Source organism: Streptomyces sp. NPDC028305 (assembly GCF_055569495.1).
On the sequence record NZ_JBVHTN010000002.1, the window covers coordinates 1,112,569 to 1,126,477 of the forward strand.

11 protein-coding genes are annotated in these 13,909 nt (G+C 73.5%); 2 read left to right on the forward strand and 9 right to left on the reverse strand.

Features of this window, described 5'->3' with window-relative positions:
* Window positions 1-23 precede the first annotated feature (23 nt).
* Complete coding sequence (locus ACZ4WQ_RS11015) at window positions 24-1,253, forward strand: alginate lyase family protein (RefSeq protein ID WP_311723012.1); 1,230 nt, start codon at window positions 24-26, stop codon at window positions 1,251-1,253.
* 215 nt (window positions 1,254-1,468) lie between these two features.
* Here ACZ4WQ_RS11015 and ACZ4WQ_RS11020 read toward each other — a convergent pair whose 3' ends face one another.
* From ACZ4WQ_RS11020 to ACZ4WQ_RS11040, 5 genes are all read right to left on the reverse strand, one after another.
* Window positions 1,469-3,988 carry a SpoIIE family protein phosphatase gene (locus tag ACZ4WQ_RS11020; RefSeq protein WP_468022164.1) on the reverse strand — a complete coding sequence of 840 codons (2,520 nt, stop codon included), beginning with the start codon at window positions 3,986-3,988 and terminating at the stop codon, window positions 1,469-1,471.
* Window positions 3,989-4,082: 94 nt separating this feature from the next.
* Window positions 4,083-4,898: a RimK family alpha-L-glutamate ligase gene (locus ACZ4WQ_RS11025; RefSeq protein ID WP_398376883.1), complete on the reverse strand. Its 816-nt coding sequence runs from the start codon at window positions 4,896-4,898 to the stop codon at window positions 4,083-4,085.
* Entirely contained in the window at window positions 4,895-5,797 is a 903-nt protein-coding gene (locus ACZ4WQ_RS11030) for a RimK family alpha-L-glutamate ligase (protein ID WP_398376885.1), read from the reverse strand. Before ACZ4WQ_RS11030 ends, ACZ4WQ_RS11025 begins: the two co-directional genes overlap by 4 nt.
* Window positions 5,798-5,908: 111 nt before the next feature.
* Window positions 5,909-6,763, reverse strand: coding sequence for an ABC transporter permease (locus tag ACZ4WQ_RS11035; protein WP_311723009.1), 855 nt, complete (start codon window positions 6,761-6,763; stop codon window positions 5,909-5,911).
* A gap of 208 nt (window positions 6,764-6,971) precedes the next feature.
* Entirely contained in the window at window positions 6,972-9,677 is a 2,706-nt protein-coding gene (locus ACZ4WQ_RS11040) for a CocE/NonD family hydrolase (protein ID WP_468022165.1), read from the reverse strand.
* Between the two features lie 241 nt (window positions 9,678-9,918).
* Between ACZ4WQ_RS11040 and ACZ4WQ_RS11045 the strand changes: the two genes are divergently transcribed.
* Entirely contained in the window at window positions 9,919-10,203 is a 285-nt protein-coding gene (locus ACZ4WQ_RS11045) for a hypothetical protein (protein ID WP_385349995.1), read from the forward strand.
* A gap of 57 nt (window positions 10,204-10,260) precedes the next feature.
* On the opposite strand, the gene ACZ4WQ_RS11050 is transcribed toward ACZ4WQ_RS11045, so the two are convergent.
* From ACZ4WQ_RS11050 to ACZ4WQ_RS11065, 4 genes are read right to left on the reverse strand one after another with little or no spacing between them, the layout of a single operon-like run.
* Complete coding sequence (locus ACZ4WQ_RS11050) at window positions 10,261-11,400, reverse strand: class I SAM-dependent methyltransferase (protein WP_468022166.1); 1,140 nt, start codon at window positions 11,398-11,400, stop codon at window positions 10,261-10,263.
* On the reverse strand, window positions 11,397-12,674 hold the full coding sequence (locus ACZ4WQ_RS11055) for a glycosyltransferase (protein ID WP_468022182.1): 1,278 nt from the start codon (window positions 12,672-12,674) through the stop codon (window positions 11,397-11,399). The genes ACZ4WQ_RS11050 and ACZ4WQ_RS11055 overlap by 4 nt, the downstream gene beginning before the upstream one ends.
* Before the next feature lie 41 nt (window positions 12,675-12,715).
* Window positions 12,716-13,573, reverse strand: coding sequence for an alpha/beta fold hydrolase (locus ACZ4WQ_RS11060; RefSeq protein WP_468022167.1), 858 nt, complete (start codon window positions 13,571-13,573; stop codon window positions 12,716-12,718).
* Window positions 13,574-13,576: 3 nt separating this feature from the next.
* The gene (locus tag ACZ4WQ_RS11065; protein ID WP_361194346.1) at window positions 13,577-13,906 is read right to left on the reverse strand and encodes a phosphopantetheine-binding protein; all 330 of its coding nucleotides are present in this window, start codon (window positions 13,904-13,906) and stop codon (window positions 13,577-13,579) included.
* Window positions 13,907-13,909: the final 3 nt, after the last annotated feature.

Genomic DNA, 13,909 nt, shown 5'->3' on the forward strand with positions numbered 1-13,909 from the left:
CCCACGATGGGAGTGACTTCTCGATGAGCCGCGAGAACACACACAAGCTCAGCCGCCGCGGAGTGCTGAAGGCCGCCGGAGGGCTCGCCCTCGCCGGCGCCGCCGGCGGCATCACCTCCGCCGTCACCGCGGGCTCCGCGGGCGCCGCCCCGGCCACCTTCACCCACCCGGGCATGCTGCACGCCTACGGTGAACTCAACCGGGCCAAGGTGCGGGTGGCCGCCGGGAACGACCCCTGGCTGGCCGGCTGGAACCGGCTGATCGCCAACTCGCACGCCCAGTCCGGTTGGAAGGCCAACCCGCAGGCCACCGTCGTCCGCGGCGGCACCGGCGAAAACTACGGCATCCTCTACAACGACATCCACGCCGCCTACCAGAACGCCCTGCGCTGGAAGATCGCCGGGACCACCGCCCACGGCGACACCGCCCGGGACATCCTCAACGCCTGGTCCGCCACGCTCACCACGGTCACCGGAAACGCCGACCGGTTCCTGGCCGCCGGGATCTACGGCTACCAGTTCGCCAACGCCGGCGAGCTGATGCGCGGTTACTCCGGCTTCGACCTCGACCGGTTCAAGCGGATGATGCTCAATGTCTTCTACCCGCTGAACAACCAGTTCCTCACCGGTCACAACGACGCCTGCATCACCAACTACTGGGCCAACTGGGACCTGTGCAACATGAACTCGATCCTGGCCATCGGCATCCTGTGCGATGACGGGGCCAAGTACGACCAGGCCGTGAACTACTTCAAGAACGGCGCGGGCAACGGCTCGATCAAGCACGCCGTGCCCTTCGTCTACGACGACCAGGGCCTCGCCCAGTGGCAGGAGTCCGGCCGGGACCAGGGCCACACCATGATGGGCATGGGCCAGATGGGCGCCTTCTGCGAGATGGCCTGGTCCCAGGGCGAGGACCTGTACGGCTACGACAACAACCGTTTCATGAAGGCCGCCCAGTACGTGGCCAAGTACAACCTCGGCCAGGACGTCCCCTTCACCACCTACACCTGGGGCACCGGCCAGAACTGCGCCCAGCAGTCCCAGACCGTGATCTCCTCCGCGAGCCGCGGCCAGACCCGGCCGGTTTGGGACATCCTGCACTACCACTACGCCAGGCGCCGGGGCCTGTCCGTCCCGCACATCACGGCCATGGCGGAGAAGGGCCGCCCCGAGGGCGGCGGTGGAGACTACGGCTCCACCAGCGGCGGCTTCGACCAACTGGGCTTCGGCACCCTGCTGTACGCCAAGTAGGGCATGCCCGCCGCGCGGGGCGCGCTGCCCCCGTGAGGTGGTACGACGGTCTTCGTCCGACGTCGGTCATCCCGAGGCTCCGCAGTTGTTGCAACTCCAACCGCCGCTCGGCCCCTGGATGACCGGCGCTCCGCACTGACTGCAGTTCACAGCGGTCCCCCTCCTCATCCTCTACCCAAGAAGACGCCGTATCTCTGTCCAAGGCTGCCCGGAATTCAGGCGGAGATCGAAACGGCGGCGTCCGGGCGGCCCGCGGGGAGGCTCTGCTCGGCCCAGATCACCTTGCCGTGCGCGGTCTGGCGGGTGCCCCAGCGCTGGGTGAGCTGGGCGACGAGCAGCAGTCCGCGACCGCCCTCGTCGAAGCTGCGCGCCCGGCGCATATGCGGAGCGGTGCTGCTGGCGTCGGAGACCTCGCAGATCAGCCCGGTGTCATGGATCAGTCGCAGCTGGATGGGGCTGCTGGCGTGCCGGATGGCGTTGGTGACCAGCTCGCTCACCACCAGCTCGGTGGTGAAGACGGCCTCCTCCAGCCCCCAGGCCATCAGCTGCCGCGAGGCCCACCGGCGCGCCTCGGCGACGGTCGCCGGGGTGGCCGGCACATCCCGGCTGGCGACGCACCCGGCATCCAGGGTGCGGGTCCGGGCGACCAGCAGGGCGATGTCGTCACCGCCCCGCTCCGGGGTGAGCGCGTCCAGCACGGACTGGCACACCCGCTCGGGCGACTCGGCCCGCCCGGCCAGCGCCCGGCACAGCAGCGCCAGGCCCTCGTCGGGGTCGCGGGCGGCGGACCGCAGCAGACCGTCGGTGTACAGGACGAGCGTGCTGTCCTCGGGCAGCTCCAGATCGACGGTCTCGAACGGCAGGCCCCCCACGCCCAGCGGCGGCCCCGGAGGCACCCTCGGCAGCGTGACCGCGCCGCCGGGGGTGACCACGACGGGCGCGGGGTGGCCGGCGCTGGCGAAGGAGGCCGTGCGGGTGATCGGGTCATAGACCCCGTACAGACAGGTGGCGCCCAGCTCCCCGGCGGTGCCCTTCCCCTCCCCGGCGGTGTGGGCCTCCTCCTCGTCCAGCCGGATGACCAGATCGTCCAGGTGGGTGAGCAGCTCGTCCGGGGGCAGGCCGATGTCGGCGAGCGTGCGCACCGCGGTCCGCAGCCGCCCCATCGTCGCCACCGCGTGCACCCCGTGACCCACCACGTCGCCCACCACCAGGCCGATCCGGGCGCCGGAGAGCCTGATGACATCGAACCAGTCGCCGCCGAGCCCGGCCGCGGTGCCCGCCGGCAGATAGCGGGAGGCGATCGAGGCGGCCGCCTGCCGTATCCCGTGCCGCGGCAGCATGCTGCGCTGGATGGCCAGCGACACAGCGCGCTCCCGCGTATACCTGCGGGCGTTGTCCACGCACACCGCGGCCCGTGCCGTGATCTCCTCGGCGAGGAGCAGATCGTCGTCGTCGAAGGGCTCCCGCGTCCGGTGGCGGTAGAACATGGCGACCCCGAGCGTCGTGCCCCGGGCGCTCATCGGCACCGCCATCACCGAGTGCATCCCGTACCGGCGCACCGCCTCGGCACGGCGGGGCACCTCATCGGTCCAGCGCCGGAACTCCGGGTCCCGGACGGTGTGGCGCACACCGCGGCCGGTGGTCAGGGCCTGGGCCGGAGGCGAGTACTCCGGCCAGGAATCCGCGCCCCCGGCCTCCAGCGACGCCTCCGGGCAGCCCGGCAGCACGGACTGCTGCGCGATCCGGCGGAAGTCCACGGCGCGGCTCGCCGGGCCCACGGTCGGCTCCTGCCCGTGGTAGATCGAATCCAGCAGATCGACCGTGACGAAGTCGGCGAACCGGCCGACGGCCACGTCCGCCAGCTCCTGCGCCGTCCGGGTCACGTCCAAGGTGGTGCCGATCCGGACGCTGGCCTCGTTGACGATGGTCAGCCGGCGGCGGGCCCAGTGCTGCTCGGTGTCGTCGAAGACCAGCGCGGACATGCCCCGCACCCGGCCGGCCGCGTCCTTGATCGGGATCAGATAGCAGGCCCGGGCGCGCTTGCCGGGCACGCCGGACATGCCCCGGCCGTACGACTCGTGCCGCACGCCCTCTCCGGTGCGCAGCACCTGCTCCTGGAGGCGGTCGAGCTCCTGGAAGACGGGGCGCGGGTCCATCTCGCGCAGCCGCAGCCCGCGTATCTCCTCCAGCCTCCGGCCGGTGATGCGGGTCATGGCCGCATTGGCGTCCACCAGGCGCACCCGCGTGTCGTAGATGGCCACGGGCACCGGCATCTGGTCCAGCGTCCAGTCCGACAGCAGCCGCGCCTCCTCGGACTGCCCGGCCTCCTCGGGCTCCTCGGACCGCCCGGACTCCATGGCGGCCGCCGCCTCCGGGCCCGCTGCCACCAGCCAGTGGGTCACGCCCCCGACGTCGGTCAGCAGATATGCCTGCACCGCCAGCTCCACGCGGTGACCGTCCCGGTGCCTGGTCCCGATCCGGCCGCTCCAGCCGTCGCCCGGCCGCGCGTGCAGATGGCTCCGGGCCCCCGCAGGAAGATCCCCGGCGAGCAGATCCCGCACCGGATGCCCCAGCATCTCGCCGGGCTGGTACCCGAGCACCCGCACCGCGTCGGGCCCCCACGCCGTGATGAATCCGCGGGTGTCGACCTCGATCGCGGCGGAGAGCGGTCCGGCACCGGTGTGTCCGAGCCCTGCGGTCCCGCCCCGGCGCGTCGGAATGTCGTTCTTGCGCATCGGCGTCTCTCTCGCTGGGCCATGCTCCGTGCCCGGGCTCCGCGGCCCGGACGCCACGGCTCCTCAACTCAATGATCCCCGGGCCCGGGCCCGCTCAATCGACCCCCGTCCCGGCGGTGCGCACCGCCAGCTCGGCCAGCGCCTCCGGGGCCCCGGCCTGGCCGCGCACCCCCGGAAAGGCGTTGATGTCCACGATCAGCGGCTTCCCGCCGCCCGCGTCGATCACATCCACGCCGTACACCCGCAGCCCGAAGACCGACCCCGCCTCCAGCGCCAGCCGCGCCCAGCCCTCCGGCAGCTCCCCGGGGCCGAGCGACAGCGCCGGGCCGCGGCCGGGATCCGCCAGCTCCGACCGGCGGACGGCCGCGAACAGCCGGTCCTCGATCACCCACAGCTTGTGGTCCCAGCCGCTGTTCTCGGTGAACCGCTGCACCACCACCGGCTCGTCCGGCCAGACGGCGCGCAGGGCCCGCAGCCCGGCGGCATCGTCGACCCTGGCCACCAGATCGTGCCGCCTGCTGTGCCGGCTCTTGATCACCACCGGATACGCGAGCTCCTCGGCGGAGAGCCGGGCGAGGGCCGACACCGTCCGGGTGCGCGCGAACGGCATCCCCGCCCGGAGCGCCAGCGCGGCCATCGCCGTACGGTCCTGGCACAGCTCGGTCGCCCCCGCCGCGTTCAGCACCGGAGCGCCACGCTGCTCCAGGTAGCGGGCCAGGCCGAGGGCGCGCGGCGTCCGCGCCTTGAGCAGATAGACGTCGGCGAGCGCGCCGAAGGAGTCCGGTTCGTCCGGCGCGCCGTCCCAGGCGCCCGGATCCACCGCCTCCACCCGATGCCGGGGCGTGAGCAGCGCGGTCGCGGCGGCCAGCAGCGGATGCCCCGGCTCCGCGGTGATCAGACCGATCCTCATCGGCCCTCGACGGCGCTCGCGGGAACCTGTTCCGCCACCCGCGCCCGCGCCGGGGCGGGCACCACGGCCGCCGCCCCCGCCCCGCCCGCGCCCCGGCGGGCCAGCTCCAGCACGGCCCGCCCCACCCGCGCCGCCGCATCCGGCACCTGACGGAAGCTCGGGAAGTCGTTCACATCGACGATCACCGGGCCGTCCGGGCCCAGCAGCACATCCACCCCGTACAGATCCAGGCCGAAGGCCGCCCCGGCCTCGGCGACGATCCGGGCCACCTCGGCGGACAGCGGCACCCGCCGCTCGCGCACCGGCCCGTCGGGGTGCAGCGGCGAGCTCCGCTCGGTCGCGTACAGCTCGCCGTCCACGCAGTACACCTTGAGGTCGACCCCGGAGTTGGCCACATACGGCTGGGCGATCAGCATCCCTTCTCCCGCCAGCTCCGCCCGCAGCGCGGCCAGCCGCTCGGGGGAGGAGACCAGCCGCACCGCCCGCCCGGAGCTCCCGTCGGCGGGCTTGACCACCAGCGGGAACTCCGCCGCGGGGATCTCGGTCAACGACTCCGGCCGGGCCGCGGCGTAGGTCAGGGGCATCGGCAGCCCCCGGGCCCGCCCGATCGCCGCCGCCAGCACCTTGTCCCGCACCCCGCGGATCGACCGCGCGTCATTGACCGTGGTCAGCCCCACGGCCGCCGCGGCCTCCAGCAGCGTCAGGCCCGGCCCCCCGGAGACCGTCTTGAGCACCCAGGCGTCGTGGCTGCCCGCCCCGACCGTCTCCGACACGCTCACCAAGGAACTCCCGGGCCACAGCACATCCACCCGGTGTCCCCAGGCGGTGAGCTGCCGGATCACCTCCAACGGCATGCCGTCGTAGCGGTAGTGCTCCTCCACCAGAAAGCAGAGCCTCATCGACCATCCCTGTCACGCCGGACGTTCGCCGACCGATCCGGCGCGCCACAACGTCTCAGCATGTCATGACGGCCCGGCAGACTCGCGGGCGGGAACCGAACGGCCGTCCGCTCAGGAGACGATGTCCTTGCGGTTGAACCCGCGGAAGGCCAGCGCGATCAGCACCAGCGCGTAGGCGACGGAGACCGCCACACCCTCCACCATGCCGCTCCACTCCGCCTGTGGCTGTAGCGCGTCGAGCCAGGCGAACTGCCAGTGGGCGGGCAGGAAGTCACGCCAGGATCCGAGCGCGGTCACCGCGTCCAGCACATTGCCCACGATGGTCAGCCCGACCGCTCCGCCGACCGCGCCCAGCGGGGCGTCGGTGACCGTCGAGAGCCAGAACGCCAGTGCCGCGGTGACCAGTTGGGACAGGAAGATGTACGCGACCACCACGCCGAGCCGGCCCAGCGCCTCGCCCGTGGGCAGCGACCCGCCGGTGGGCAGCCGCAGCGGGTCCCAGCCGTACGCGACGGTCCCCACCACCAGCGCCACCAGCGGCAGCAGGACGATCGCGGCCGCGCTGAACCCGAGCGCCACCGCGAGCTTGCTCAGCAGCAGCCGGGTCCTGGGCACGGGCGCGGCCAGCAGATAACGCAGCGAGGACCAGTTGGCCTCGGCCGCGACGGTGTCCCCGCAGAACAGCGCCACCGGCACGACCAGAAGAAACGCCGCCGAGACAAACAGCGCGGTGGCGGCGAAGTTGGCCCCGGAGGCCGTTGCGGTGACCATCAGCGTGGTCCGGTTCTCGCGCCCTTCCGGGGTGCCGCCCAGCGCGAAGGCCGCGACGAGCACGAACGGCAGCGCCGCCAGCACCGTCGCCATCACCAGGGTCCGGCGCCGGCGCAGCTGCCGGACCGCCTCGACCCGCAGCGGCAGGGTCCGGCCCGGGCGGTGTCCGGGCGCCGCCTCCGTCAGCGAGCTCATGCCCCTGCCTCCCGCTCGGTCTCGCCGCGCTTCCATGCGCGGGCTTCCCTTGTCACTGCTCGCTCCTCCGACACTGCGCCCCAAGACATGCGCCCCTCCACCCGCTCAGTCCTGGCGCGCTCCAACGCGCGGGCTTCCCTCGTCACTGCTCGCTCCTCCGTCGCTGCGCGGCTCCTCAGTCCAGCCCGCGCAGCGCGCCATGACACGCTCACGCTGCCCCTCCTCCGATCAGGGTCAAGAACGCGTCCTCCAGGCGTCGGTTGGGCCCGAAGCTGGTCACCGGGATCTCCAGCCGCACCAGTTCCGTGAGCAGCCGCGCGGGACCGGTGCCGTCCAGGCGCACCAGCAGCCCGTCGCCGGTGCGCACCGCCGAGGCGACCCCGGGCAGCGCGCCCACCTTCTCCACCAGGGCGTCGCTCAGCTCGCCCTCGTGGCCCACCAGCAGGCTGTTCCCGGTGCCGGCGATCTCCTCGACCGGGCCCGCCTCGACGAGCCGGCCGCGGTCCATGACGACCAGATGGGTGCAGGACTGCTCGACCTCGGCGAGCAGATGGCTGGAGACGATCACGGTGCGGCCCGCCGCCGCGTACCGGATCATCACCTCGCGCATCTCGCGGATCTGCGGCGGGTCGAGGCCGTTGGTCGGCTCGTCCAGGATCAGCAGATCGGGCAGCCCCAGCATGGCCTGGGCGATGGCCAGCCGCTGCCGCATGCCCTGCGAGTAGGTGCGCACCGCGCGCTCCAGCGCGTCGCCGAGCCCCGCGATCTCCAGCGCCTCGTCCAGACGGGCGTCCTCGGCGGGGCGGCCGGTGGCCTGCCAGTACAGCTCCAGGTTGGCCCGGCCGGTCAGATGCGGCAGGAACCCCGCCCCCTCGACGAAGGCGCCCACGCGGGAGAGCACCGAGGCGCCGGGCCTGATGGCGTGGCCGAACACCCGGATCTCACCGCTGTCGGGGGTGATCAGCCCCATCAGCATGCGCAGGGTGGTGGTCTTGCCCGCGCCGTTGGGCCCGAGCAGCCCCAGGACCTGTCCCTTCTCCACGGTGAAGGAGAGGTCCTGCACCGCGTACCGGTCGACCGACTTCGCGTACCGCTTGCTCAGGTCCGTGATCCGCAGCGGCACCTCGGCCAGCTCGGGGTCGGGCGCCGGGGCGGCGGTGCGCCGCCTGCCGGTGAGCAGCAGGACCAGCGCCACCGCGGCGGCCCCCAGCGGCAGCCCCCACACCCACCAGGGCAGCGGGGCGGCCTGGGTGCGCACCTCGGGCGCGGTGGGGACCGTCAGACCGCCGTCCGCGAGGGCGACGGTGTACGTGGCGGGCTCGGCCGGCGAGGCGTAGCCGAGGTCGGTCGCCGCGAGCACCAGCCGCAGTCGGTGGCCCGACTCGACCTCGTGGTCGACGGCGGGCAGCCGGAGCTCGACGGTCCTGCCGCGCTCGGCGCCGGTGACCCGCACGGGGGAGACCAGCTGGGAGGGCAGCACCTGCGCCCCGTCCGGCCCCACGTCGTACACCTTCGCGAACAGCACCGCGTCGGGCGCGTCCGCCTTCACCCGCACCTTGACCGAGGGCGAGCCGGTGATCCGCAGCGACCGATCCAGCGGCGCCGAGTCGAAGCGGGCGTACTGCCCGGGGAAGTCGAGGGAGACCCCGACGCCCAGGGACGAGGCCTGGGACAGACCCGCGATGCCCGGCACCGAGGAGACCGCCGACGGCCCGCCACCTGGCGGGTTGGCGAACGACTGCTCGCGGCCGCTCAGCCGCACGGTCCGCCCGTGGCCGGTCAGCCCCGGATAGCTGTCGCCCGTCGCGCCGCGCAGCCGGGCGGCGCCGTTGGTGGAGTCGAACCCGCCGGTGCGGGTGATCCGGAAGGCCGGCCCGGTGTCCGTGCCCTTGTCGCCCTTGAGATAGCGGTCGAACCACGCCCGGGTGCGGTCGGTGACGCGCGCGGTCTCGGGGTCGCCCCCGTCGTGTCCGCCGGCGATCCAGTCGACGGCGACCGGCGCCCCGTTGGCCTTGATGGCCTTGGCCATCGCGTCCGACTGGCCGAGCGGGAAGAGCGAGTCCGTCTGGCCCTGGAGGATCAGCGTCGGAACCTTGATCCGGTCGGCCACGGCGGACGGGCTGCGTTCCTCCAGCATCCGGCGGGCGGCGGCGTCCGGCTTGCCGGACACCGCGACCCGCTCGTACATCTCGCACAGCCGCTGCTCGAACCGGCCGCAGCCCTGGCCGCGGTCCCGGTTCTGGCCTTCGCGACCCTGGCCCTGGCCTCCGCGTCCCTGGGCGGCGGTGGGGTCCGCCGATCCGGTGGTGAAGAAGATCCCCGTCCAGAGCTTCTTGAACACGCCGTCGGGGAAGAGCGAGTCGGCCAGGTTCCAGTAGGTGATCGCGGGAGCGATGGCGTCGACGCGGCGGTCGTACCCCGCGGCGAGCAGCGAGACGGCCCCGCCGTACGAGGCGCCCGCCACCCCCACCCGGGGGTCGCCCGCGGCGTCGAGCCGCACCTCGGGCCGCTTGGCCAGCCAGTCGACCAGCCGCCGGACATCGGCCACCTCGTGGTCCGGGTCGTTCAGCCCGATCTTCCCCGTGGACGCGCCGAAGCCGCGCGCCGACCAGGTCAGCACCGCGTACCCGTCCCGGGCCAGCTCCTCGGCCTGTGCGCGCACATCGTCCTTGCTGCCCCCGAAGCCATGGGCCAGCAGCACCGCGGGCCTGCGGCCGGAGCCCGAGGTGAAGTAGGAGGTGTCGATGCGCGCCCCCGGCATGCGCAGCACCTGGTCCTCGCGGTGGACGGATGGGCGACCATCGGACGCTGCGGCGACGGCCGCCCAGGTGCCCGCGCCCGCGAGCACGGCGACCGCGGCCACCGCCCATACCAGCAGCCGTCTGCCGCGCAGCCGGGTTTTTCGCAGAATCATGTCTGCACCCTAAGCGGGCGGTCTGAGCACGGCAGCTGACACCGGGTGGATTCCGCAACCCTCCCAGGGGAGTATTCCGTCCGCCGGATGTACGACGGGCGCGGTATGGCGAGCGAGGTGGGGAGGCGCGGCGAAAACGGCCATCCGGACGCCCTCAAACCGCCTGTGGCCAGGGTCTTTTGTCAGTGCCCGGCAGTAGAATGGAGGGGTAAGAACAAGGGTCCCCGACCTCCTTTGGAGGATGCCGATGGCCACTGCCGCCACACCTCTTCCGAACCTGCCGAACTACGCGACCCTCCCGACGAAACGAGTGCCCGCCGGACGTCCGCGCGAGTGGTACGAGAACCACCACCGCCGGCTGAAGGCCATGCGCCTGGCCATCGCCCTGCTCAACTCAGGGGTGTACCGCCCCGAGCAGGCGCCCAACCGCAAGATACGCACCACGGCGGCCCGGATCGGGGTGCACCCGCCCTCCAACACCACCTGCCGCATGGTGCGGTCCCTCATCCGCTACGAGCACCGCTGACTCCGGTCCCCGCCGGGCCGTCTTTCCCGACGGCCCGGCGGGGCCTTCCGGCCCTTGTCAGTCGCGCCGGGCGACCACCCGGTAGGCGTTGGACAGATGACGGCGGCCGGCCAGCGGCCTGATCACCAGGTGGTCCAGCGCGGCCGTCGCCAGCAGGACGGGGACGCCCCCCAGCACGGTCGCCGTGCGCAGCGCCCGGCGGAACCGGCCCGGCGGGGACGACAGCCAGGGCTGCTCCTCACGCGGGGCGACGGCGTTCAGCAGCAGCCACACCGCCCCGAGCAGATCCACCGGGTCGTGCGGCCCCGCGTGCTCCTCGGCTACGACGGTGAAGCCGAGCCCGGACAGCTCCCGGCGCAGGTTGGCCACGGGCACGAAGTGGAGGTGCTGCGGCTGGAGCCACGGCAGCCACCAGCGGCCCAGCAGCCGGGCGAAGCGGCTCTCCGGGTCGGGCACGTCGATCAGCAGATGTCCGCCCGGGCGCAGCACGCGCCGCGCCGCGCGCAGCTCGCCCCGGGGGTCCGTGCTGTGCTCGAGATAGTGGAACATGCTCACCACGTCGTACCCGTCGGCCAGTTCCGCCACCCGCTCGACGAAGCCGCCGCGGATCCCCCGTGCCACCCGGCCCGCCCGCTCGGCCAGCTCCACCCCCGCGCTCAGGTCAAGACCGTCGAAGAGGGTCCCGGGGAAGACCGCGCGGGCCGCCTCGCAGAAGTGGCCGTGGCCGGTGCCGACGTCCAGCCAGTTCTCCGGTGCCTTGGCGAACGGGCGCAGCGACTCGGCACGCCGGACGTAGGTCTTCCGCCGGCCGGCGAAGAGACCGCCCATGTCCTTCTCGCCCAGGCCGTCGTAGAAGTCCCGGTAGTAGAACTCCAGGCCCTCGCCGCTCAGCCGCGGGTTCTGGAACACATGGCCGCAGTCCCGGCACCGGTCCAGCCCGAAACCGCCCGGCTTGTGCTGGAAGAGGTCCGTGGTGCGCAGCCGCTCCTCCAGCCGGTCCGAGCCGCACCACGGGCAGTCGGTCCGGCGCGGCTCGAAGAGCCGCTCGGTGCCCCGCGCGAGATCGTCCGCATAGCGCGGGCGCAGCGCGGCGACGGCCGCGGCGCGCGCGGCGCCTTTCTTCAGGGCCTGGTTGGCCGGGCCGTGCGCGTCGCTTGCCGGGCCTGGCGTGGTGGGTGGTTCGACGCTGCTGCTCATCCCTCCTCCAAGGGGGTTGTCCGGGGTGTTCGCGCAGGTACCGTGCGGATGGCCCGCGCGGCCAGCCGTTCCAAGTGGTCGGCGGCCGCCGCGGCGCCGCCGGCCGCGCGGAAGGACGCCTTGACGCGCTCGGCCGCCGCGCGATGGCCCGGCTCGTACAGGACGGCGTCCAGCGCCTCGCCGAGCCCGGCCGCCGTCACCCGGCCGAACCTCACCCGCACCCCCGCCCCGGCGGCCACCACCTGCCCGGCGACCACCGGCTGGTCGTCGCGGATGGGCGCCACCACCAGCGGAACGCCGTGCCACAGCGCCTCGCACACGGTGTTGTGCCCCGCGTGGCACACGACGGCCGCGACCCGCGCCAGCAGGGGCAGCTGCGGGACCTCGCGCACCACCAGCACGTCCTGATCCACAGACGTGCCGGGCCAGGGCCGGGTGTCCAGCGCGCCCGCGGGGTCGACGAGCACCGTCTGGAGGCGGCCGGCGCGGGCGCGCACGGCCTCCCGGCAGACGGCGAGGAAGCGCGCCCCGGAGTCGGCGTTGACGGTGCCCAGGGTGACCAGGACCGCCGGGCGGGCGGGGTCCAGCCAGTCCCAGGGGAACTCCGGCGCGCCTGGGCGGGCGGCGATCGACGGGCCCACGAAGCGGATCCGCTCCGCGGCCCTCACGGGTCGGCCCGCCAGCTCCTCGGTGGTGAAGGCCAGCACGAGATGCGGCGAGAAGCGGGGATCCGCGGTGCCGGCCGGGTCGCCGACCCGGTCGCGCAACTCCTCCAGCAGCCCCTCCAGCCACGCGCCGACCCTCGGCATGCCGTTCAGCGCGCCGGTGAACTCGGCCGAGGTGGTGGCGGAGGTGGCCCACCGTACGCCCAGCCGCTCGGCGACCAGAGCGCCCGCGACGGCCTGCTGGTCGGCGACCACCACATCGGGCCGGAACTCCTCGACCGCCGCGCGCACCCCCGGGGCCATCGCCTCGGCCAGTGGCACCAGAAAGCGCTCCCACAGGAACTTCAGCGCGCCGGGCCCCCGCACATCCGCGGGGCGTGCGGCGCCGCCCGCGCCCAGGGACGGCCCGGCACAGCGGAAGACGGTCGCCCCGGCCACGGGCGGCCGCCCTATCGACTCCGGCAGTCCGGCCCAGGCCACCTGGTGGCCGCGGGCGGCGAGTTCGGCGCCGACGCCGAGCGTGGGGTTGATGTGTCCGGTGAGCGGCGGTACGACGAACAGGAAGCGGCGCCCGGCGCGCGGCTCGTCGCATTCGCGGGCGTCGCTCATCGAGCCGCCGCTCATCGAGCCGTCGCTCAGGGAGCCGTCGCTCATGAGGCGGCCTCCACCTCGGCGAGAGCCGCTACCGGAGGCCGCCCGCCGGGATCGCGGATCCAGCCCAGGACGTGATCGAGCACCAGGGCGGGCACCTCGACCAGGACGGAGTGCTCATGGCCGGGCACGATGACGGTCCGGCAGCCGGGCAGCAGCGACTCCAGCCATGGCGCCTGGGCGGCCATGTCCGAATCGGCGCCGTAGAGCGCGAGTACCGGACCGGGCACGGCACGGATCCGGTCCTCGTCCAGCACCGCGCTCGACGGGATGTCCCGGCCGATGGTGGTGGTCCGCGCCAGGCGGGCCGCCGAGCGCGCCAGCCGCGCTGTGTGCCTGCCGCGGTGGGCGTCGATCCAGGCCAGGGCGTCGGCCTCGTGCTCCGACAGCTGGGTCTCGGTGTCGCCGAGCATCCTGTCGAGTTTGGCCGCCCACGCGGGGGTGGCCGGTTCGGACTCGATCAGCGACAGGCCGGCCACCCGTTCCGGGTGGCGGACCGCGTACTGGAAGGCGACCGTTCCGCCGAAGCAGTTGCCGACCAGGTGCACCGGGCCGTGGATCCCCAGCCGGTCCAGCAGCCGCTCCAGGTCCCCGACGAAGGTGTCCAGCCGGTAGCCGCGGGCCGGGCGCTCGCTGCGGCCGTGGCCCCGCTGGTCGTACATGACGACGTCGATCCCGGCCGCGGCCAGCCCGGGGCCCACGGTGAAGTAGTAGGAGGCCAGACTGTCGGTGAGCAGGCCGTGCAGCAGCACGGCGGTGGGGGCCGCGCCGCTGCCACCGGGCCCGGCGCGGCCGGGGCCGAGCCGCTGCACATGGAGCCTGACGCCGCCCGGTCCGCCGGTGTGGACCATGGCCATCGGTCAGCTCCCCTCGGCGGCCTTCAGGCATCCGACGACGTACTCGACGAGGCGTCCCACACTGAGCTCGATGATCTCGTCGAGCTCAAGACCGGCCACGAACTCGGCGAAGTTGACCCGTCTTCCGTACCGGGCCTGAAGGCTTCCCGCCAGGGTGACCAGGTCGATGCTCTCCAGCTCGAGATCCTCCATGAACCGGCTCTCCACGGCGATCTCGATGTCGTCCAGCCCGTACTCGTCGAGCATGGTCCGGAGCATTCCGGAGATCTCCGCGAGGACGGTCTCCTCGTCGTCCGCCGCGGGTGCCGCGGTGGTCTGCTTGGCGGTGCTCACGGT

What these genes read in the sequence shown, in the direction of transcription:
- ACZ4WQ_RS11015 (WP_311723012.1), top strand. Translation starts at nt 24, where the DNA reads ATGAGCCGCGAGAACACACACAAGCTCAGCCGCCGCGGAGTGCTGAAG.
- ACZ4WQ_RS11020 (WP_468022164.1), bottom strand. Translation starts at nt 3,988, where the DNA reads ATGCGCAAGAACGACATTCCGACGCGCCGGGGCGGGACCGCAGGGCTC.
- ACZ4WQ_RS11025 (WP_398376883.1), bottom strand. Translation starts at nt 4,898, where the DNA reads ATGAGGATCGGTCTGATCACCGCGGAGCCGGGGCATCCGCTGCTGGCC.
- ACZ4WQ_RS11030 (WP_398376885.1), bottom strand. Translation starts at nt 5,797, where the DNA reads ATGAGGCTCTGCTTTCTGGTGGAGGAGCACTACCGCTACGACGGCATG.
- ACZ4WQ_RS11035 (WP_311723009.1), bottom strand. Translation starts at nt 6,763, where the DNA reads ATGAGCTCGCTGACGGAGGCGGCGCCCGGACACCGCCCGGGCCGGACC.
- ACZ4WQ_RS11040 (WP_468022165.1), bottom strand. Translation starts at nt 9,677, where the DNA reads ATGATTCTGCGAAAAACCCGGCTGCGCGGCAGACGGCTGCTGGTATGG.
- ACZ4WQ_RS11045 (WP_385349995.1), top strand. Translation starts at nt 9,919, where the DNA reads ATGCCGATGGCCACTGCCGCCACACCTCTTCCGAACCTGCCGAACTAC.
- ACZ4WQ_RS11050 (WP_468022166.1), bottom strand. Translation starts at nt 11,400, where the DNA reads ATGAGCAGCAGCGTCGAACCACCCACCACGCCAGGCCCGGCAAGCGAC.
- ACZ4WQ_RS11055 (WP_468022182.1), bottom strand. Translation starts at nt 12,674, where the DNA reads ATGAGCGACGCCCGCGAATGCGACGAGCCGCGCGCCGGGCGCCGCTTC.
- ACZ4WQ_RS11060 (WP_468022167.1), bottom strand. Translation starts at nt 13,573, where the DNA reads ATGGCCATGGTCCACACCGGCGGACCGGGCGGCGTCAGGCTCCATGTG.